Annotated in this window: 20 protein-coding genes and 1 riboswitch; of the genes, 10 read left to right on the top strand and 10 right to left on the bottom strand. The window is 62.2% G+C overall.

Annotated features, from left to right (window positions below; genetic code table 11):
• Positions 1–27: 27 nt before the first annotated feature.
• Both coaBC and H6M51_RS01225 read left to right on the top strand, forming a co-directional pair.
• Positions 28–1,242, top strand: a complete 1,215-nt coding sequence (gene coaBC / locus H6M51_RS01230; RefSeq protein WP_185808070.1) for a bifunctional phosphopantothenoylcysteine decarboxylase/phosphopantothenate--cysteine ligase CoaBC — start codon at positions 28–30, stop codon at positions 1,240–1,242.
• The gene (locus H6M51_RS01225; RefSeq protein WP_185808069.1) at positions 1,239–1,592 is read left to right on the top strand and encodes an MmcQ/YjbR family DNA-binding protein; all 354 of its coding nucleotides are present in this window, start codon (positions 1,239–1,241) and stop codon (positions 1,590–1,592) included. Before coaBC ends, H6M51_RS01225 begins: the two co-directional genes overlap by 4 nt.
• A 9-nt stretch (positions 1,593–1,601) precedes the next feature.
• Here the strand turns inward: H6M51_RS01225 and H6M51_RS01220 are convergent, their stop codons facing one another.
• Positions 1,602–2,429, bottom strand: coding sequence for a class II glutamine amidotransferase (locus H6M51_RS01220; protein WP_185808068.1), 828 nt, complete (start codon positions 2,427–2,429; stop codon positions 1,602–1,604).
• Between the two features lie 245 nt (positions 2,430–2,674).
• Between H6M51_RS01220 and H6M51_RS01215 the strand changes: the two genes are divergently transcribed.
• Both H6M51_RS01215 and H6M51_RS01210 read left to right on the top strand, forming a co-directional pair.
• Positions 2,675–3,586, top strand: coding sequence for a pirin family protein (locus tag H6M51_RS01215; protein ID WP_185808067.1), 912 nt, complete (start codon positions 2,675–2,677; stop codon positions 3,584–3,586).
• Positions 3,587–3,654: 68 nt separating this feature from the next.
• Positions 3,655–4,050 (top strand): GFA family protein, encoded by a 396-nt coding sequence (locus H6M51_RS01210; protein WP_185808066.1) that lies wholly within the window; start codon positions 3,655–3,657, stop codon positions 4,048–4,050.
• On the opposite strand, the gene thiD is transcribed toward H6M51_RS01210, so the two are convergent.
• A complete protein-coding gene (gene thiD, locus H6M51_RS01205; protein WP_185808065.1) occupies positions 4,047–4,862 on the bottom strand; it encodes a bifunctional hydroxymethylpyrimidine kinase/phosphomethylpyrimidine kinase in 816 nt (271 codons plus the stop codon). The genes H6M51_RS01210 and thiD overlap by 4 nt on opposite strands.
• 52 nt (positions 4,863–4,914) lie before the next feature.
• Positions 4,915–5,010, bottom strand: a riboswitch (TPP riboswitch).
• Between the two features lie 124 nt (positions 5,011–5,134).
• Between thiD and H6M51_RS01200 the strand changes: the two genes are divergently transcribed.
• On the top strand, positions 5,135–5,809 hold the full coding sequence (locus H6M51_RS01200) for an HAD family hydrolase (protein ID WP_348644376.1): 675 nt from the start codon (positions 5,135–5,137) through the stop codon (positions 5,807–5,809).
• 56 nt (positions 5,810–5,865) lie between these two features.
• Here H6M51_RS01200 and H6M51_RS01195 read toward each other — a convergent pair whose 3' ends face one another.
• Positions 5,866–7,449, bottom strand: a complete 1,584-nt coding sequence (locus H6M51_RS01195; protein WP_185808064.1) for a peptide chain release factor 3 — start codon at positions 7,447–7,449, stop codon at positions 5,866–5,868.
• Positions 7,450–7,535: 86 nt separating this feature from the next.
• Between H6M51_RS01195 and dut the strand changes: the two genes are divergently transcribed.
• Both dut and H6M51_RS01185 read left to right on the top strand, forming a co-directional pair.
• Positions 7,536–8,012, top strand: a complete 477-nt coding sequence (gene dut / locus H6M51_RS01190) for a dUTP diphosphatase (protein WP_185808063.1) — start codon at positions 7,536–7,538, stop codon at positions 8,010–8,012.
• A 10-nt stretch (positions 8,013–8,022) separates the two neighbouring features.
• Positions 8,023–8,907 (top strand): GNAT family N-acetyltransferase, encoded by an 885-nt coding sequence (locus tag H6M51_RS01185; RefSeq protein WP_185808062.1) that lies wholly within the window; start codon positions 8,023–8,025, stop codon positions 8,905–8,907.
• 22 nt (positions 8,908–8,929) lie between these two features.
• Here the strand turns inward: H6M51_RS01185 and H6M51_RS01180 are convergent, their stop codons facing one another.
• Positions 8,930–9,553, bottom strand: a complete 624-nt coding sequence (locus H6M51_RS01180) for a LysE family translocator (RefSeq protein ID WP_185808417.1) — start codon at positions 9,551–9,553, stop codon at positions 8,930–8,932.
• 134 nt (positions 9,554–9,687) lie between these two features.
• Between H6M51_RS01180 and H6M51_RS01175 the strand changes: the two genes are divergently transcribed.
• From H6M51_RS01175 to H6M51_RS01165, 3 genes are all read left to right on the top strand, one after another.
• Positions 9,688–10,305 (top strand): LysE family translocator, encoded by a 618-nt coding sequence (locus tag H6M51_RS01175; protein WP_185808061.1) that lies wholly within the window; start codon positions 9,688–9,690, stop codon positions 10,303–10,305.
• A gap of 143 nt (positions 10,306–10,448) precedes the next feature.
• A complete protein-coding gene (gene cysK / locus H6M51_RS01170; RefSeq protein ID WP_185808060.1) occupies positions 10,449–11,417 on the top strand; it encodes a cysteine synthase A in 969 nt (322 codons plus the stop codon).
• A 110-nt stretch (positions 11,418–11,527) separates the two neighbouring features.
• Positions 11,528–12,571, top strand: a complete 1,044-nt coding sequence (locus H6M51_RS01165) for an HWE histidine kinase domain-containing protein (protein ID WP_185808059.1) — start codon at positions 11,528–11,530, stop codon at positions 12,569–12,571.
• 40 nt (positions 12,572–12,611) lie between these two features.
• Here the strand turns inward: H6M51_RS01165 and H6M51_RS01160 are convergent, their stop codons facing one another.
• The 6 genes from H6M51_RS01160 to H6M51_RS01135 all read right to left on the bottom strand — a co-directional run bounded on the left by H6M51_RS01160 (position 12,612) and on the right by H6M51_RS01135 (position 19,653).
• On the bottom strand, positions 12,612–14,141 hold the full coding sequence (locus H6M51_RS01160; RefSeq protein WP_185808058.1) for a YifB family Mg chelatase-like AAA ATPase: 1,530 nt from the start codon (positions 14,139–14,141) through the stop codon (positions 12,612–12,614).
• A 227-nt stretch (positions 14,142–14,368) separates the two neighbouring features.
• The gene (gene gshB / locus H6M51_RS01155; RefSeq protein WP_185808057.1) at positions 14,369–15,316 is read right to left on the bottom strand and encodes a glutathione synthase; all 948 of its coding nucleotides are present in this window, start codon (positions 15,314–15,316) and stop codon (positions 14,369–14,371) included.
• 110 nt (positions 15,317–15,426) lie between these two features.
• Positions 15,427–16,539, bottom strand: coding sequence for a sn-glycerol-3-phosphate import ATP-binding protein UgpC (locus H6M51_RS01150; RefSeq protein WP_185808056.1), 1,113 nt, complete (start codon positions 16,537–16,539; stop codon positions 15,427–15,429).
• A 14-nt stretch (positions 16,540–16,553) separates the two neighbouring features.
• On the bottom strand, positions 16,554–17,396 hold the full coding sequence (gene ugpE / locus H6M51_RS01145) for a sn-glycerol-3-phosphate ABC transporter permease UgpE (protein ID WP_185808055.1): 843 nt from the start codon (positions 17,394–17,396) through the stop codon (positions 16,554–16,556).
• A 10-nt stretch (positions 17,397–17,406) separates the two neighbouring features.
• The gene (locus tag H6M51_RS01140; protein WP_185808054.1) at positions 17,407–18,288 is read right to left on the bottom strand and encodes an ABC transporter permease subunit; all 882 of its coding nucleotides are present in this window, start codon (positions 18,286–18,288) and stop codon (positions 17,407–17,409) included.
• A 66-nt stretch (positions 18,289–18,354) separates the two neighbouring features.
• Positions 18,355–19,653 (bottom strand): extracellular solute-binding protein, encoded by a 1,299-nt coding sequence (locus H6M51_RS01135; protein WP_185808053.1) that lies wholly within the window; start codon positions 19,651–19,653, stop codon positions 18,355–18,357.
• Positions 19,654–19,680 lie beyond the last annotated feature (27 nt).

The following is a 19,680-nucleotide window of genomic DNA, read 5'->3' as shown; positions in this document are numbered from 1 at the left end:
GCGGCCGCAGAGAAAGGGTTGCACTTCATGAGCTTGGCCGGAAAGCGAATTTTGCTTGTCATTGCAGGCGGCATTGCCGCTTACAAGAGCCTCGATCTCATCCGAAGGCTCCGGGAGCGCGGGGCGAGCGTGCGGCCGATCATGACGCGAGGCGCCCAGGAATTCGTCACGCCGCTTGCCGTCGGTGCGCTGTCGGCGAGCCATGTCTATACCGAGCTCTTTTCGCGCGAGGACGAACAGGATGTCGGCCATATCCGGCTGGCGCGGGAATGCGACCTAGTGCTGGTTGCCCCTGCCACCGCCGATCTGATGGCGAAGATGGCGAACGGACTTGCTGATGACCTTGCATCGACCGTGTTGCTTGCAACAGATCGCCCGGTTTTGATTGCGCCTGCCATGAACCCGAAGATGTGGGCGCATCCGGCCACCCAGCGCAATTTCGCCGTGCTCCAGCGCGACGGCATCGAGGCCATCGGCCCGATGGAAGGCGAAATGGCCGAAAGCGGCGAGCGCGGGCGTGGACGCATGGCCGAACCGATCGAGATCGCAAACCGTGTCGAAGACCTGCTCTCCGGCCCCAAGCCGCTTGCGGGCATGAAGGCTGTGGTCACCTCGGGCCCGACGCACGAGCCGATCGACCCGGTGCGCTACATCGCCAACCGCTCCTCGGGCAAGCAGGGCCATGCGATTGCGGCGGCCCTTGCCCGTCTCGGCGCCGATGTGACGCTCGTCTCGGGACCGGTGACGATTGCTGATCCCGCAGGCGTCCAAACTCGGCATGTCGAGCGGGCCGAGGAAATGCGCAATGCGGTTCTCTCCGCACTTCCGGCAGACATTGCCGTCATGGTCGCTGCCGTTGCCGACTGGCGTGTGGCGTCGTCTGCCGAGCAGAAGATCAAGAAGCAGCCGGGTGAGGCGCCGCCGCCGCTACAGCTCGCTGAGAACCCCGACATCCTGAAGACGGTGGGTCAACACGCCCAGCGACCGCGCCTCGTCGTCGGGTTTGCGGCCGAGACGGAAGACGTCGAGGAGAACGGCCGGAAGAAGCTGGAGCGCAAGGGCGCTGACCTGATCGTCGCCAATGACGTTTCGCCCGAGACCGGGATCATGGGCGGCGACCGCAACCGGGTGAAGCTGATTAGCCGGGACGGGGTCGAGGCATGGCCGGATCTTTCCAAGGAAGAGGTGGCCGAGAGGCTGGCTCTCTGGATTGCCATGCAGATGGGCGGTACCGGCGCATGAGCTTGTTTTCCCGCCCCGGTTTCGACAGCTTCGTTCAGGAGTTCACCGGCACCTCTCTCACCGATCAATGGGACGCCCGGGTCGCCAAGGTCGGAGATAAGGTCTTCGCGCTTCTGACCGACGGCGAGAAACGGCTCTGCTTCAAGGTGAGCGAAGAGAGCTTCGAGATCCTGACCTCGCTTGAGGGCGTTTCTCAGGCACCCTACTTTGCCAAGCGAAAATGGGTGACCGTCGCGCCCGCCACGGAACTCAACGAGGCGGATCTGGTGGAGTATATCGGCCGATCTTATCGCGCCGTCGCAGCTTCGCTGACGCGCAAGGCCCGGAGCGAGCTCGGGATCATCCTGTAAGCTAAGGCTTCACCCCACAGCCATGGCTGGCTGACCCACATGTTCGACCCGTGTGCGGTCGACCTGGGGCTTGAACTCGGCAGCGTCCAGCCCCTTTTCGCTGAGGATCACGGCGCTTCCGGCCGGAATTTCCACCCAGGTATCCGTCTCGTCGTTCAGCGGCTCGGAGACGAGGCAGAAGCTGCCCTTGGGGCCCATGGGTGCTGCAAACAGTGTCGGGGCATGCTCGTCCGTCGAGTAGCGCACGGCATAGAGCGTCTTACCGTCGGAGAAGGCCGCGGTCATGCGGATGCGCGCCGAGCCTGTCAGATGCAGGCTGATCTGCTCGACGAAGCCAACGGCCTCGCTCATGGCCGCCAGCGGACGTTCGCGCAGGCCGAACTGCAGCGCCAGCAGGAACAGCAATTCGCTGTCCGTGGTGCCGACGCGGGCATGGAAATGCTCGTCGTCCAGCATGCCTTCCATCGGCCGGCGGATGCGGTCGAAATTGTCGATCTGGCCATTGTGCATGAAGGACCAGGTGCCCTGCACGAAGGGATGGCAATTGTCGCGGCGGGTCGCGCCATGGGTGGCGGCGCGGACATGGGCCAGGAACAGCGGCGAGCGGATCTGGCTTGCCAGACTCTTCAGATTGCAGTCCGACCAGGCGGGGAGCACGTCCCGAAAGCGGCCGGGCTCGGGACGGTCACCATACCAGGCGAGACCGAAGCCGTCGCCGTTGGTCGCCGTCTTGGCGCGGGTCGCACAATGGGATTGTTCGATCAGGGAATGCGCAGGCGAGGTGACAAGCTCTTCGAGGAAGATCGGAACACCACGGTAAGCTGCCCAACGACACATATGAATTCTGCCCCAGGTCCATCGACCGACTGCGAATCCTGGGTAGTCTTCGCCCGATAGACTAATGATTTGCAAACATCAGACCCTTCATGACAAAATTTTGTCGGGCAGTGCAACATTTCTTCCCGGCTTGATTGGCGCAAATGTGAACACTGCGTTCTGGCGGGCCCACCTGCGCAGGGCAAGATGCTCGCATATATTGCCGCACGAGCAATCCACGCGCCCATCCACAAGGAGATCCGCCGATGTCCATCCGCCCCGTCAAGCATGAGAGCCGTGCCACCCCAACCATGGAAGGTGCCGGCGTCAAGCTGCACCGCGTCTTCGGCTTCGGCGACCCCTCGATGACCGATCCCTTCCTGATGATGGACGACTTCCGCAATGACGAGCCGAACGACTATCTGCGGGGTTTCCCCTGGCATCCGCATCGCGGCATCGAGACGATCACCTATGTGCTGGCCGGCACCGTCGAACATGGCGACAGCCTCGGGAACTACGGCATGCTGGGTGCGGGTGACCTGCAATGGATGACCGCCGGCAGCGGCATCCTGCACCAGGAAATGCCGAAGGGTGACTTTGCCGGGCGGATGCACGGCTTTCAGCTCTGGGCCAACCTGCCGTCTTCGCTGAAGATGACCAAGCCGCGCTACCAGGACATCAAGTCAGCCGACATTCCCGTTGTCATCGATGACGACGGCACTGCCGTGCGTGTCATCTGTGGCGACTTCTGGGGCAAGAGCGGCCCGGTCGACGGCATTGCCGCCGAGCCTGTCTATCTCGACATCTCGGTGCCGCCGGGCAAGCGCAAGACCTTCCCCGTCGATACCTACCGCTCGGCCTTCGCCTATATCTTCGCCGGCTCCGGCTCGTTCCGCGATGCCTCCAAGCCTTTCGGCGTGAAGGTCGAGAAGGAATATATGGGGGAGGAGCTCAATATCCGCGACCTCTCCGGCAACCGCACGCTGGTCGTGTTCGATACAGGCGATGAGATCACCGTTCAGGCTGGCGAACAGGGGATCCGCTTCCTGCTCGTCACCGGCAAGCCGATCAAGGAGCCGGTCGCCTGGCATGGTCCGATCGTCATGAACACGCGCGAAGAGCTGATGCAGGCGATGAAGGAATTGCAGAACGGAACCTTTATCAAAGCCGATCATTAACCCCACGCAGTCAAGTTCACTTCAACCCGGCGTCTCCAGCGCCGGGTTTTCTTTTTCTCGAGGGTGCGATGCGGATTACCGGATCATGCCAATGCGGCGACGTGCGCTATGAAGCCGAGGCCGATCCACAGGCCGTCGGCATCTGCCACTGTACCGATTGCCAGAGGCTGACAGGCTCAGCTTACCGGGTCACCGTCAATGCCGAACCAAACCAGCTTCGTCTGATCCAGGGGCAGCCAAAGCGCTATCGCAAGATCGGTGACAGCGGTTTGCCGAGCGACCAGTTCTTCTGCGGCACCTGCGGCTCACCCTTGTGGCGTCAGAGCGCCGATGGAGAAATCGGTCTTCGTCTCGGATGCATCGACCAGCGCGCAGCACTGTCACCGACGCACCAGTCCTTCCTCGAATCCGCCCTGCCCTTTGTCTTCGACATCAGCGGCCTGCCGCCCAGCAGAGACGACTAGTCTCGCCAGAGCCCGTGAAAATGGTGCACGGGCCCGTGCCCAGATCCGACAGAGAGATCGTTCGAGGTGCGAACGGCTTCCTTGAGCCAGGCCTTTGCAGCCTGCACGGCCTCCTGAGACACCCTCCCCTTTGCAAGCTCCGCCGCCAGCGCGCTCGACAAAGAGCAGCCTGTTCCATGGGTGTTGCGCGTGGCGATCCGGTCCGCCTCGAACCAGGTCACCTGCCCGCCCGCCACCAGAACATCCGGGCTCTGCCCCCCCGCCAGATGGCCGCCCTTGACCAGCACGCCCCTCGGGCCAAGCGCGGTCAGCCTGACCGCCTGGGATTCCATGATGCGCCGATCGGAGGCTTCGGGATCGCCGAGCAGGGCTGCAGCCTCCGGAAGGTTGGGCGTCAGCAGTGTCGCAATCGGCAGGAGTTCAGACTTCAGTGCTTCGACAGCATCGGGATCGAGAAGCGAGGCCCCACCCTTGGCGATCATGACCGGATCGAGAACCACGGGAATGCCGTGATGCGGTTTCAGGACCTCCGCCACCGCCGAAGCTATGCCGGCATTGGCGATCATCCCGATCTTTACCGCATCGACCCTGATATCGGCGAAAACCATGCGGATCTGCTCCGCAACAAAGTGGGGATCGAGCGGCACGACCGCCGAAACACCGCAGGTATTCTGCGCCGTGAGCGCCGTGATGACCGCCATGCCGTAACAGCCGCGTGCGGAAATCGACTTCAAATCCGCCTGAATGCCGGCACCACCGGAAGGATCGGACCCGGCGATGGTGAGCACATTGCGGATGGGGCTGGACGTCATCTCTGCTTCTCCTTCCGGGCGGAGAAGCGGCAGGCAGCACACGCGGATCTGGCATGGCACCCGAGCGACTCCCTCCGCCAGCATGATCTGGTTCAGGTTCAAAGGGTGCTTCTCAGCCCGGCTTCTCCGGACGCCCCTGTCTCATGCCAGAGACTAGGCGAGAGCAGCCGGCCTGTCACCTGTCATCAGGGTCGTTTTCCATTTATGTGTTTGCAGGGTCTGCCCGGAGCGGCTACGGGAGCGTCATCGCGCCTGACCAAAGGATTCACGCCTTGCATCATTCCCCCGACCGGCTTTTCGACCGCTTTTACGATGCCTTTCTTTTCGACATGGACGGCACGCTGCTCAATTCTATCGCCGCTGCGGAACGGGTCTGGAGCCGTTGGGCACTCAAGCACGGTCTGAACCTCGAAACCTTCCTGCCGACCATGCACGGCAAGCGCGGCATCGACACGATCAGCGCGCTCAACCTGCCGGGCGTTGACGTGGTGAAGGAAGCGCTGGACATCGAGCGCGGCGAGATCGAGGATCTCGAGGGCATCGTGCCGATCCCTGGCGCCATCGCGTTTCTGAACAGCCTGCCGGCGGAGCGCTGGGCGATCGTCACCTCGGCGCCATCAGCGCTTGCCCGCGCCCGCATCGGGGCGGCCGGCCTGCCGCAGCCGCTCAAGATCGTCACGGCTGAAGACGTGAAGATCGGCAAACCCGATCCCGCCGGTTATCGGTTGGGTGCGGAGCGGCTGGGTGTCGATCCGTCCCGCTGCCTGGTGTTTGAGGATGTGCTGGCCGGTGTGAGGGCTGGAGAATCAGCTGGCGCGGATGTCGCGGTGATCACTGCGACCCACACCCACCCCTTTGAAACGTCGCATCCGACGATTTCAAGTTACGAGCACCTGCGGGTTGGGTTCGAGCCCAACCAGGGGCTTCGGATCAGACCGGCAGAATAAGCACTCGGGTCGGGCGCCGCGGGGGCGACGGGAAATCCGCCACCGCCCGCCAGGCCTCACGCCGCTTTGGCGACGTGATATTCCTTGATGGCAACCATCTTGATCGCAGGGTAACGCTCGGACTCGTAGCGCAGCGAGAACTGGTCCTGCGCCATGAAGACCGGGTCGCCGTCGAGATCGCGGCAAATGTCGCCACGGCGCTGGGTCATGAACTTTTCCAGATCGTCCTTGTTCTCGGCCGAAATCCAGCGGCAGACGGAGAAGCGCGACATTTCGAAGGAGACCGGCAGGCCGTATTCGCCCTGGAGGCGCTCCTTCAACACGTCGAGCTGCAGCGCACCGACAACGCCGACGATGGCGGGCGAACCGTCTTCCGGCGAAAACAGCTGCACGACGCCCTCTTCGGCCATCTGCTGCAGCGCTTCCTTCAGCTTCTTCGCCTTCATCGCATCTTCCAGCCGCACGCGGCGCAGGATTTCCGGCGAGAAGTTCGGCACGCCCTGGAAGACGAGGTTTTCGCCTTCGGTCAGCGTGTCGCCGATCCTGAGCGTCCCGTGGTTCGGGATGCCGACGACATCACCGGCATAGGCGGTATCGGCCAGCTGGCGCTGCGAGGCGAAGAAGAACTGCGGCGCCGTGAGGCCCATCTGCTTGCCGGTGCGGGCAAGGCGCGCCTTCATGCCGCGCTCGAGCTTGCCGGAGCAGATGCGGGCAAAGGCGATGCGGTCGCGGTGGTTCGGATCCATGTTGGCCTGGATCTTGAAGACGAAGGCCGTCATCTTTTCTTCCGCCGCATGCACCGTTCTGACATCGGCCACCTGGTCGCGCGGCGGCGGCGCATAGGCGCCCAGCGCATTGATCAGATCGCGGACACCGAAATTGCGCAGCGCCGAGCCGAAGAAGACGGGCGTCATATGGCCTTCGAGGAAGCTCTGGCGATCGAAGGGCCGGCAGGCCTCGCGGGCGAGCTCCAGCTCGTCGATGAAGGCCTGGCGTTCGTTTTCGGGCAGGTTTTCGGCGACGCTCTGCGGGCCGTTGACCTTGATGGGCTCAACTTGGGCATCGCCGCCACGATAGGTGTTGTTGGCAAGATGATAGGAGCCGCAGAAGGTCTTGGATCGACCGACCGGCCAGGTGATCGGGGCGGTGTCGAGCGCCAGCTTCTCTTCGACCTCGTCGAGGATCTCGAAGGGATCACGGCTTTCGCGGTCCATCTTGTTGACGAAGGTGATGATCGGAATGTCGCGCATGCGGCAGACCTCGAACAGCTTCAGCGTGCGCGGCTCGATACCCTTGGCGGCGTCGATGACCATGACGGCCGCGTCGACGGCGGTCAGCGTGCGATAGGTGTCGTCGGCGAAGTCTTCGTGCCCGGGCGTGTCGAGGATGTTGAAGACATTGCCTTCATATTCGAAGGTCATGACCGAGGTCACGACCGAAATGCCGCGCTCGCGCTCGATCTTCATCCAGTCCGACCGGGTCTGGATGCGATCCTTCTTCGCCTTGACTTCACCAGCAAGCTGGATGGCGCCGCCGAACAGCAGCAGCTTTTCGGTCAGCGTCGTCTTACCCGCGTCCGGGTGCGCGATAATAGCAAAGGTGCGGCGGCGGGAGACCGCCTCGGCGAGCGTTTCAGCCATATCTCGGAATTCCTTCTGGTCGGGCGGTTATCTAGCGTTTCGAGGGCCAATATGCAATTGAGCGCGGACAACAAAGGAAATCCGCCATGGCCGCCATCCGTTCCGACATCCTCGGTCCCGTGCTCAAACTCAAGCGCCTGCCGCATGGCGAAGGGCTTGAGCTTCCCGCCTACGAGACGGCCGGGGCAGCGGGGATGGATCTGCGTGCGGCTGTCGAAGAGGGTCAGCCGATGACACTCACACCGGGCGCCAGAGCTCTGGTGCCAACCGGCTTCATCATGGAAATCCCCGAAGGCTTCGAGGCCCAGATCCGGCCACGCTCGGGGCTTGCCTTCAAGAACGGCGTGACCTGCCTCAACACGCCCGGCACCATCGACAGCGACTATCGCGGCGAGGTGAAGGTGCTGCTGATCAATCTCGGCCAGGGGAATTTCGTCATCACCCGCGGCATGCGGATCGCCCAGATGGTGATCGCACCGGTGACGCAGGTGCGGGTGACCGAGGTGAACGAGACGAGCGACACGACGCGCGGTGCGGGCGGGTTCGGGTCGACCGGGGTGTGAGGGCGCCAGCATGCTGGAGGCACTGACGCTGCGGGAAGGTTACTTTGGAGATCCTCCGGCGTTTCAGGCGCTCGCGGAGCTGCTCCAGGACATCTTCAACATCGACATCTCCAACCAGATGAAACTGGGCGGACCTGATCCCACATCCATGCCGTTCGGCTATTTCGATCCGTTAGGACGATGCGTTGCGAATTTCTCCGCCTTCTCCATGCCACTTGTTGTCAATGGCCGTATGGTTCGGGCCGCTGGCTACCAGTCTGGAGCCGTGCTGCCGGGTTATCGCGGACAGGGGCTATACCGGACCCTAATGAAGCGAGCCTTCGACTGGGCGGAACGCGGAGGCTTCGAAGCCGGGATGTTGCTGACGGACAAGCCGGGGCTTTATGAACCCTACGGCTTTCGGATCATACCCCAGTTCAAATTTTATGGTGCCGTTCCACAAGCTGACTTGCCTGTGCCCAGAGCGCGTGACCTCGACCTGAAGCAAACGGCGGATCTCCACATCGTTCAGATGGCGCTCGAGACTCGGCAACCCGTCTCGGAAACATTCTCCGTCGTTAGGCAAAAGGAAATGTTCCTGCTTAACGCCCACTTTGATTCGGATATCAGACTGAGCCTGCTGGCGGAAGACAGTGCAGTGATTGCCTGGAAGCCCCAGGGGCAAACGTCGCTGCAGATCCTGGATGTCGCGGCCCGCTATGTCCCGCCGCTGAGCCATATCGTGGCAAGCCTCGGGCCGAATTTCGAGAATGCCGAGGTTTTCTTCCCCGTAGATCGGCTGGATTGGAAAGGTGCAGCAAGACCGCATCAAAGCGCCTGTGTGCTCATGGTAAAGGACCTTGAGCCTGCGTCTCTGACGCAGCCTTTCATGCTCTCGCCCCTGGCAGATTTCTGAGAAGTGGCCCTATTTCGGATGTTCAGCGCTGCGCTTCCGTCACCATGCGGATCGCGAGAGCCGCGAGCACCGTGCCCATGAGCCTGCGCTGCACCACCATCCAGAACGGGCGCCCGGCGAGGAAGACCGCAATAGAGCCTGCGGACAGGGCGATCAGGCCGTTGCCCGTCACGCCGATGACGATCTGCGTAAAACCCAAAACCAGCGACTGGAGCAGAACGCTGCCGCGGGTAGGATCGATGAACTGCGGCAAAAGCGACATGTAGAGAATCGCGACTTTGGGGTTCAGCAGGTTGGTGACAAGTCCCATGAAGAAGAGCTTGCGGGGACTGTCAGCGGGCAGATCACGCACATGAAAGGGCGAGCGGCCTCCAGGCCTCAACGCTTGCCAAGCGAGCCAGCCGAGATAGAGCGCGCCACAGAATTTCAGCACCTCGAAGGCGAAGGGAACGGCGAGCAGCAGGACGGTGATGCCGAAGGCTGCGAGAAGCATGTAGACGACAAAGCCAAGAGCCACGCCGCCCAGCGAAATGAGGCCTGCCATGGGGCCCTGGCAGATAGACCGGGACACCAGATAGGTCATGTTCGGCCCGGGCGTCAGCACCATACCAAGGCAGACAAGGCTGAAGGCAAGGAATGCGGGCATGCTTGGCAAGAGATCTTTTCCTCACGGCGGTTGATGCCTCGTAACGGCAACCGTCTCGGGGCCGCAACCGCGATCGTGTCACCGTTGCAAGTCTTTCGCTCCAGGTTTAGGAATCGCGACGCAGGAGGACACCCATGACCCTGACGACAATCATTGCCTATTGCGGCGCGCTCTTCATCGCGGCGGCCATTCCGGGACCCGGCATGACCGCGATCGTGGCGCGGGCCCTGGGCTCGGGCTTCCGGCCGACCTTCTTCATGGGTCTCGGGCTCATCCTCGGCGATCTCGTCTATCTGACCGCGGTGATCCTCGGGCTCTCGGTTTTGGCCAAGACATTCGTCACGCCGTTCCTGATCCTGAAATTTCTCGGCGCCGCCTATCTCGTCTATGTCGCCTGGAAGCTCTGGACGGCCGGCCTTGTTCCCCAGGACATCAAGGCGGAAAAGGCAATTCGCCCCTCCATGTCCTTTCTCTCCGGCCTGCTGGTGACACTCGGCAACCCGAAGACCATGCTGTTTTACGTCGCACTGGTGCCGACGCTGATACCGCTCGAGGCAATCGGGCTTGCCGACTATGTCCTGCTTGTCGGCCTGACCTTCATCGTGCTGATGGCGGTCCTGCTGCCCTATATCCTGCTCGCCGCCCAGGCGCGTGGATTGCTGAAGCGTCCCGAAGCCCTGAAGATGCTTAACCGCAGTGCGGCCGGCATTCTGGCCGGTACTGCCGCCTATATCGCGGTGCGCGCCAGTTGAGCACCGACACGGCGCCAGAGACCGTCTCGCGGGCAACCGGGGCAGATTTTTCCAAGGATGGCCTGCCCGGCGACATGAGCATGCTGGCATGCGCGCAACGTGCGGCGTAAGCTCTGCTCAACCAAATCACCAGGGAGAAACACATGACTGAGCAGAAGAAACCCGGTCGCGGACGCATCTATGGTTCGATCACGGAGACGATCGGCGATACGCCCATCGTGCGGCTCGACAAGCTGGCCAAGGAGAAAGGCGTCAAGGCGCATCTGCTCGCCAAGCTCGAATTCTTCAACCCGATCGCCTCGGTCAAGGACCGCATCGGCGTCGCCATGATCGAGAGCCTGGAAGCCCAGGGCAAGATCGTCCCCGGCAAGACCACGCTGATCGAGCCAACCTCCGGCAATACCGGCATCGCACTTGCCTTCGCGGCTGCCGCCAAGGGTTACAAACTGATCCTCACCATGCCGGAGACCATGTCGATCGAGCGCCGCAAGATGCTGGCCCTGCTCGGCGCAGAGCTCGTGCTGACGGAAGGCGCGAAGGGCATGAAGGGCGCTATCGCCAAGGCGCAGGAACTGGCAGAGACGACGCCGGACGCGATCATCCCGCAGCAATTCGAGAATCCGGCCAATCCGGAGATCCACCGCAAGACCACCGCCGAGGAAATCTGGAACGACACAGAGGGCACGATCGACTTCCTCGTCTCCGGCATCGGCACCGGCGGCACGATCACCGGCACGGGACAGGTCCTGAAGAGCCGCAAGCCGGAGATCAAGATCGTCGCGGTGGAGCCGGCCGACAGCCCGGTGCTCTCCGGCGGCAATCCCGGCCCGCACAAGATCCAGGGCATCGGCGCGGGCTTTGCACCTGCGATCCTCGACACCCATGTCTATGATGAGGTCGTCACGGTCACCAATGACGAAGCCTTCGAGCATGCGCGTCTGGTTGCCCGCCTTGAGGGCGTTCCGGTCGGCATTTCCTCGGGTGCGGCCCTGACCGCGGCGATCAAGCTTGGCCAGCGCGAGGAGAACGCCGGCAAGACGATCGTCGTGATCATCCCCTCGTTTGCCGAGCGTTACCTCTCGACGGCGCTCTTTGCCGGTCTCGGCGAGTGATGACCTGATGGAACGCCGGGGCACCCTCCGGCGTTCTGCCTCCGATTGCGGGCATCCCTTTACCGGGTTAGGATGATTTCCGAGAAATCGAATGCATCTTCTGGGGACTTATGCGCGCATTCCTACAACGCCTACCGGCCTTCGCATCCGTCCAAGACAGGCTGTCTCCGAGCAAACTTGTCGCGACCTATGTCGCGAGCCTGATGGTCTTCGCTGTCGCGCTTGCGATACGCGCGTGGTTCGATTCCGTGCTGCCCGCCGGCTTCCCCTTTCTCACCTTTTTTCCGGCCGTCATCATCTGCGGCTTTGTCTTCGGGTTGCGTCAGGGTATCCTCGTGGCCGCCCTGTCCGGCCTTTCCGCCTGGTATTTCTTCATCAGCCCGGGCCGCTTCGATTTCTCCATCGGCACGCTGCTGGCGATGAGCCTCTATCTGTTCGTCGTGACCACGGCGCTGGGGCTTACCTATCTGCTGACCAGCGCCTACAGGCACGAGATCACGGCACGTGAAGAGATCCAGCGACTGGCCGAGCAGCAGGAGGTCATGGCACAGGAACTGGACCACCGGCTGAAGAACATTTTCGCCACCATCAACGCCATCATCAGCCTGTCGCTTAAGAACGCATCAAGCGCGGACGAACTCGCTGCCAGACTCAGAGACCGACTGACCGCGCTTGGACGCTCGAACCTGCTGTTACGGGGATTGCGCCAGGGAGAGGACGCCTCCCTGCAGGCCGTCATTGACCAGGCGCTGGAACCCTTCGCGATCGTCGGCACCTCGCGCTTTTCATCGAGCGGTCCGCGCGTGCCGATCGGCGGCCAGACCGTCGTCGTACTGAGCCTGATCCTGCACGAGCTTGGAACCAACGCCGCCAAATACGGGGCGCTCAGCGTCAGCCACGGGCAGGTATCCCTCGACTGGCATATCGATACCGACACCTCAGCCCACCAGAACCTCGTGCTGCGTTGGCGCGAAACAGGCGGCCCGCCGCCCCTCGCCCCGCCACCGGGCTCAGGAGGGTTCGGCTCGACCCTGATGAAACGAGTGATCGCCGGCGTGCGCGGCCAGACGGAGATCACCTATCCTGCGAGTGGTGCGGAAGTCACCCTGACGCTGCCTGTCGACATGCTCAATCCCATGGTGAAGCAGGTCTGATCCTCCTTCCAGGCTTCATGCTTTTCCACACCCTTGCCGATCAAGCTGCCGCTGCAAGTCTTTCGGACGCAATCCGATAGGAAATCGCCTCGGCCAGATGGATCCGCCCCAGGGTCTCTGCACCGTCGAGGTCTGCCAGTGTGCGCGCAACCTTCAACACCCGATGGTAACCTCGCGCCGAAAACCGGAACTTTTCGGCGGCATCCCGCAACAGCTGCACCCCCGAAGCATCCGGTTCTGCCAGCGTCTCGATCAGCGCTGTCGAGCAGCGGGCATTGGTGCTGAACGGTAGGCCAAGCCGCTCGAAGCGCTCGCGTTGGCGGGCCCGGGCGGCAGCCACGCGTCTGGCGACCTCGGTGCTGCTTTCAGCGGCCCGTGGCCGGATGAGATCCGTTGCCGAAACGGCCGGGACATCGATACGGATGTCAATGCGGTCCATCAGCGGCCCCGAGATACGGCCCTGATATTCGCTCTGGCAACGGATGCCTCGGGCGCAGACATGGCCCGGCTCTCCTGCCATGCCGCAACGGCAGGGGTTCATCGCGGCCACCAGCTGGAAGTCGGAGGGATAGGAAACCCGGTGATTGGCGCGGGCAATGATGCATTCACCGGTTTCGAGTGGCTGACGCAGGGCATCGAGCACGGGAGGCGCGAATTCCGGCAGTTCGTCGAGGAAGAGAATGCCGTGATGGGCAAGCGAGGCCTCGCCGGGTTTCGCCCTCAGGCCACCCCCGACCAGGGCCGCCATGGTGGCCGAATGATGCGGCGTGCGGAAGGGACGACGATCAGATAGCTTGCCGCCGGAAAGCTGACCGGCGATCGAGTGGATCATCGAGACTTCAAGCAGTTCGGCAGCAGACAGTGGCGGCAGGATCGAGGGCAGACGCGCCGCCAGCATCGACTTGCCAGAGCCAGGCGGACCGACGAACAACAGATTATGACCACCTGCAGCCGCGACCTCCAGCGCCCGCTTCGCGCTTTCCTGGCCCTTGATGTCGGCAAGGTCAGGCAGGTTGGCTGCCAGCGCCCGGATCGATGGTTCCGGTCGGGACAGGACCTGGGTGCCGCGGAAATGGTTGGCGAGCGCGATCAGACTGCGGGGCGCGAGTATGTCGATCTCGCTGCCGGCCCAGGCGGCTTCGGCACCGCTGTCTGCCGGGCAGATCAACCCCTTGTCCATGGCATTGGCGCTGATGGCGGCCGGAAGCGCGCCAGCGATCGGCGCAATCGTGCCGTCCAGATTGAGTTCGCCGATCACGAGAAAGCCGGAGAGCGCGTCACCCGGAATGGCGCCCAAGGCTGCCATCAAGCCGAGTGCGATGGGCAAGTCGAAATGTGAGCCTTCCTTCGGCAGATCTGCCGGTGCCAGATTGACCGTCACGCGCTTGGCCGGAAGCGCCAGACCCGAGGCATGCAGGGCCGCCTGCACCCGCTCGCGGCTTTCGGCCACTGCCTTGTCGGGCAGGCCGACGATCTGCATGCCCGTCTTGCCGGGGGCGACCATGACCTGAACTTCGACGGGCACACCCTCGATGCCCTGGAATGCAACCGTACTGACACGCGCTACCATTGCCCGTCCTCGCCGATCGACCGATGGTCGCCACTGCAACTTCATATTGCGTGTGGCGACGGGAACAATCTCGCATAAGAAGCATTGGAACGCAAGAACATTTACGGAACATCCGCAGCCTCAAGTAGGGCCACAGTTGTTCCGGGTTGCATACGGCAAACAAGCGCTCATCTTCAACGTCGAAACAGGCCTTTAGAGCCGTTCGACTTCAAATGGAATGAACGGCCCTAGGCGCGCTTGCGCTCGATGGCATCCCAGAGGAGAGCCGCGATATCCGCGCCGCCGAACTTCTTAACCTCCCGGATGCCTGTCGGGGACGTCACGTTGATTTCGGTCATGTAGTCGCCGATCACGTCGATGCCGACAAGCAGGAAGCCGCGCTCGCGCAGGGCCGGGCCGATGCGGGCGCAGATTTCGCGCTCACGTGCCGTCAGTTCGGTCGGCTCCGGCTTGCCGCCGGCATGCATGTTGGAGCGGGCATCATGTTCGGCCGGCACGCGGTTGATCGCGCCCACGGGCTCGCCATCAACGAGGATGATGCGCTTGTCGCCCTTGCGCACGGCCGGCAGGTAGCCCTGGGCGATAAAGGGTTCGCGGAACATCTGACCGAACATCTCCATCAGCGAGGAGAAGTTGCGATCGTCGCGGGTGGAATGGAAGACGCCGGCGCCGCCATTGCCATAGAGCGGCTTCAGAATGATGTCGCCCTGCTCCTGGCGGAAACGGGCAATCTCGGCGGGATCCTTGGTGATCAGGGTCGGTGGCATCAGGTCGGCGAATTCGGTGACGAAGATCTTCTCCGGCGAATTGCGTACCCAGGCCGGATCATTGACGACGAGCGTCTTCGGATGGATCCGCTCGAGCAGATGGGTCGAGGTGATATAGGCCATGTCAAAGGGTGGATCCTGCCGCAGCAGGATCACGTCCATCGTCGAGAGGTCGACGCGCTCAGGGGCGCCAAGCGTGTAGTGGTCGCCCCTGATGTCGCGCAGTTCCATCGGCTCGACGGTGGCAAAAATCTTGCCATCACGCATGGAGAGCCGGTCCGGCGTGTAGTGGAACAGCTTGTAGCCGCGGCTCTGGGCCTCCAGGCTCATGGCGAAGGTGCTGTCGCCCGCGATGTTGATCGTGGACACATGGTCCATCTGGACCGCGACGTTTCTGATTCTGGCCATGCGCTATCCCCTTGCAATTGCCCCGCAGATTTAGGCGGCGCGCTTTGCGATGGCAACGCCGCCCTTCTTGAATTTTGCTGAAGCGAGCATGAGGCCGGCTGCGAATGCGTTCAGGCAAAGGCGCGGTCGGGGCTGTCTTCGTTCGCCCGATCCTCGGATGGGGAGAGGACGGGTTCCAGACGGCGACCGTTTTCGGCGGAGAAGACATGCAGCCTGGAGGGGGCGATCTTCAGCGGCAGACGGCCGTTCAACGCGACGTGGGATGCAACCACGGCCGTCAAGACCTGGTCGGCGACAAGGCCGTGAACCAGGCGCTGCGCGCCGAGTTCCTCGACATAATCGATGGTCATCGCGAACTGGGCATCCTCGTCGCTTGTGAGGACCAGATCTTCCGCGCGCATGCCGAGACGGACCGGACCGTCTGACCAGCCAGCACCGCTCAAGAGACACGCATCCGCAAAGAGCAGGCGTCCGCCTGAGATCCGCGCATCGACCAGGTTCATCGCCGGCGAGCCGATGAAGCTCGCGACAAAGGTGGAAGCGGGGCGGTTATAGACCTCAAGCGGTGTGCCGATCTGCTCGATGCGGCCGCCGTTCAAGACGACAAGACGATCGGCAAGCGTCATAGCTTCCAACTGGTCATGGGTGACATAGATCGCCGTGGTCTTCAGCCGCTTCTGCAGCTTGCGAATTTCGCCGCGCATGGTCACGCGCAGCTTGGCGTCGAGATTGGACAGCGGCTCATCGAAGAGAAAGACGGCCGGCTTGCGGACGATGGCACGGCCCATGGCGACGCGCTGGCGCTGGCCGCCCGAAAGCGCGCGCGGCTTGCGGTCGAGATACTTCTCGATCTCCAGCATCCTGGCCGCTTCCGCCACGCGGGCGGCGATCTCCGCTTTCGGCGTGCCGCGGTTCTTCAGGCCATAGGCGAGATTGTCGTAGACGGTCATGTGCGGATAAAGCGCATAGTTCTGGAAGACCATGGCGATGTCGCGATCCGCTGGCTCGACCTGGTTGACCACGCGGTCGCCGATCGAAATCGTGCCCTGGGAGATGTCTTCGAGGCCCGCCACCATGCGCAGAAGCGTGGACTTACCGCAGCCAGATGGGCCGACGAGCACGATGAACTCGCCATCCTCGATCTGGATATCGACGCTGTCCACGGCCTTGGCGCCGCTCTTGTCGTAGATCTTGGAGACCTCGTTGATGTCGATGGACGCCATGGTCGGCACTCCCTTTACTTGTCGGTTTCGGTGAGGCCCTTGATGAACCAGCTCTGAAACACCACCACCACGATGACGGGCGGCAGCATGGCGAGCACGGCCATGGCAAAGGCTTCGTTGTAATCGGGGATCTGCGAGCCGACCCAGACCTGCAGGATCTGCTTGATGCCGCGCATCAGGGTGTAGAAGCCCTCGTCCGTGGTCATCAGCATGGGCCAGAGATACTGGTTCCAGCCGTAGACGAACATGATGATGAAGACGGCAGCGATCATGGTGCGCGAGAGCGGCAAGAGGATATCGATGAAGAACTTGAAGGGGCCGGCACCGTCGATGCGGGCGGCCTCCAGGAGTTCGTCAGGGACCGACTTGAAGAACTGGCGGAAGAAGAAGGTGCCGGTGGCAGATGCCAGAAGCGGCAGGATCAGGCCCTGATAGCTATTGAGCAGCGAGAGATCGCTCATCACCTTGTAGGTCGGCATGATGCGCACTTCGAGCGGCAGGAGCAGCGTGGTAAAGATCAGCCAGAAGGCGAGTGTGGCGAAGCGGAAGCGGAAATAGACGATGGCATAGGCGGCCAGCATTGAGAGCACGATCTTGCCGATGGCAAAGCCCAGGCCGAGGATCAGTGAGTTCATCGCCATGGTGAGCCCGGTCACCTGACCGGTGAAGCCGCCGGACTTGAAGAGGACCTTGTCATAGGTCGAAGTAAAGTCGTCGCCGATGGACAGCATCAGCCCGTTTGTATGGATCTCGGCTGCAGAATGGGTCGATGTGGTGAAGGCCACCACCAGCGGCCCGAGCATGAAGAACACGCCCGCGATCAGGATCAGATGGTCGAAGAATTTGGTGCGGTACATTTCGCTCTCCTCAACCGTAGTGGACGCGGCGTTCGATGAAGCGGAACTGGATCATGGTCAGCACGAGGACGACGAGCATCAGGATGACCGACTGGGCCGAAGACGAGCCGAGGTCATTGCCGCGAAAGCCGTCGAGATAGACCTTGTAGACCAGCGTGATCGGGTTGTTGGCCGCCTTGTCCTTCACGATGACGTCGATGACGCCAAAGGTGTCGAAGAGCGAATAGGTCATGTTGATGACGAGAAGGAAGAAGGCGGTGGGGGTGAGCAGCGGCAGGATGACCGTCCAGAAGCGGCGCGTGCCCGACTTGCAGTCGATGGCGGCCGCCTCGCGGATCGAGACCGGGATGCCCTGGAGGCCCGAGAGAAAGAAGATGAAGTTGTAGGGGATCTGGTTCCAGACGGCGACCATGACCATGGCGAAGGCCGTGTCGAAATAGTTGAGGCCGACCTTCATCTCCCAGCCGAAGAGGGCGGCGAATTTGACGAAGGGGCCGATATGCTGGTCAAACAGCATCATGCCGATCAAGCCTGCGACTGGCGGGGCGATGGCATAGACGACGATCAACAGCGTCTTGTAGGCCGACTTGCCGCGGATCACCGCATCGGCCTTCAGGGCAAGCAGCATGCCGATCGAAAGAGCAAGGAAGGTGACGATCAGGCTGTAGCCGATCGTGAAGCGGGCGATCTTCTGGTATTCGGGCGAGGCCAGCGCATCAGTGTAATTGGCTGCACCGACAAAGGTCGAGCCGAAGCCGAAGGGATCCTCGATGTAGAAGGACGAGGTGATCGCCTGCATCGAGGGCCAGTAGAAGAAGATCGAAATGATCGCGAACTGCGGCAGCAGGAACAGATATGGCAGGTATCGCGAGTTGAACTGGACGCGCTTCATGGAGCCCTCTCAATGCAAGTCCCGGGGGCTTGTCGCCCCCGGGTCCCAATCAAGTTTCAGAAATGATCAGCCGGCCGTCTTGGCGAAGCGGGCGAGAAGCTCGTCGGCTTCCTTCTTGATCGTTTCCATGGCGTCCTTGGCCGTGGTCTCACCGGCGAAGAGGCGGTTGTATTCGCGCTCCATCACGGCGCGGATCTGCGGGTAGAAGCCGAGGCGATAGCCCTTGTTCCACTCCGCAGTCGGCAGCTGAAGCTGCTTGATGCCAACTTCGGCGGCCGGCTTTTCGTTGTAGTAGCCTTCCGACTTCGACAGTTCGTAAGCTGCGTTGGTGATCGCAACGTAGCCGGTGGCCTGGTGGTAGAACTTCTGGACTTCGGTCGAGGTCAGGAAGTTGAAGAAGGACGCCGAGCACTTGTTTTCTTCAGCCGACTTGCCAGCCATTGCGAAGAGGGCAGCGCCACCGATGAAGGAGTGGACGCCAGCGCCTTCGATCGAGTTCCAGTATGGCAGGAAGGTTGCCGAGAAGGGCATGGTGGCGGTCTTCTGCAGGCCACCGAAGGAGCCCGAAGAACCGATCCAGAGAGCGGCCTTGCCTTCTTCGAAGACCTTCTGGTTGTCGTTCCAGGCAGCACCGTAGTAGCCGAACAGGCCCTGATCGTACCAGGCCTTCAGCTTGTCATACATCATGACGTGATTTTCGTCGGTGACGTTGATGGTCGTGTCGACGATACTGTCATAGCCGTTGTTGTTCGAGGCGAACTGGAGGTTGTTGCGCGAGAAGAAGTTCTCGGTGAACTGCCAGGTGAGCTGCGACTGGACGAGCGGGATGAAGCCGGCTTCCTTGAGCTTCGGAGCGATGGCTTCGAACTCTTCCCAGGTCTTCGGGGCCTCGACGCCGGCCTTCTTCAAGGCCTCGTCGTTGATGTACATGATCGGCGCCGAGGAGTTGAACGGCATGCCGACGAACTTGCCGTCCGAGTCGGCGTAGAAATAGCGGACGCCTTCGATGAAGGCATTGCGATCGAATTCGAAGCCGTTTTCCTTCAGGAGGTCTTCGGCAGCAATCGTCGCGCCCTTGGCGTTGATGATGGTGGCGGCACCGGCGTCGAAGACCTGCAGGATGTTCGGCTGCTCGCCCGACCGGAAGGCGGCGATGCCGGCCGACAGGGCTTCTTCGTACGAGCCCTTGGAGACAGGCGTCAGAACGCACTCGGTCTGGGCAGCGTTGAACTTCTGGGCGATCTCGTTGATGACTTCGCCGTTGCGGCCACCCATGCCGTGCCACCAGGTGATGTTGGTCGCGGCAAGCGTCGTCGATGCGGTCATGGTCAGGGCCAGAGCGGCCAGGGAAATCTTCTTGATCATGGGTCAGATCCTCTCCACCGGTTGTTG

The sequence above is a fragment of the Rhizobium sp. AQ_MP genome (assembly GCF_014237835.1).
Classification (GTDB): Bacteria; Pseudomonadota; Alphaproteobacteria; order Rhizobiales; family Rhizobiaceae; genus Allorhizobium.
This window is presented reverse-complemented; position numbering and strand designations above follow the sequence as displayed.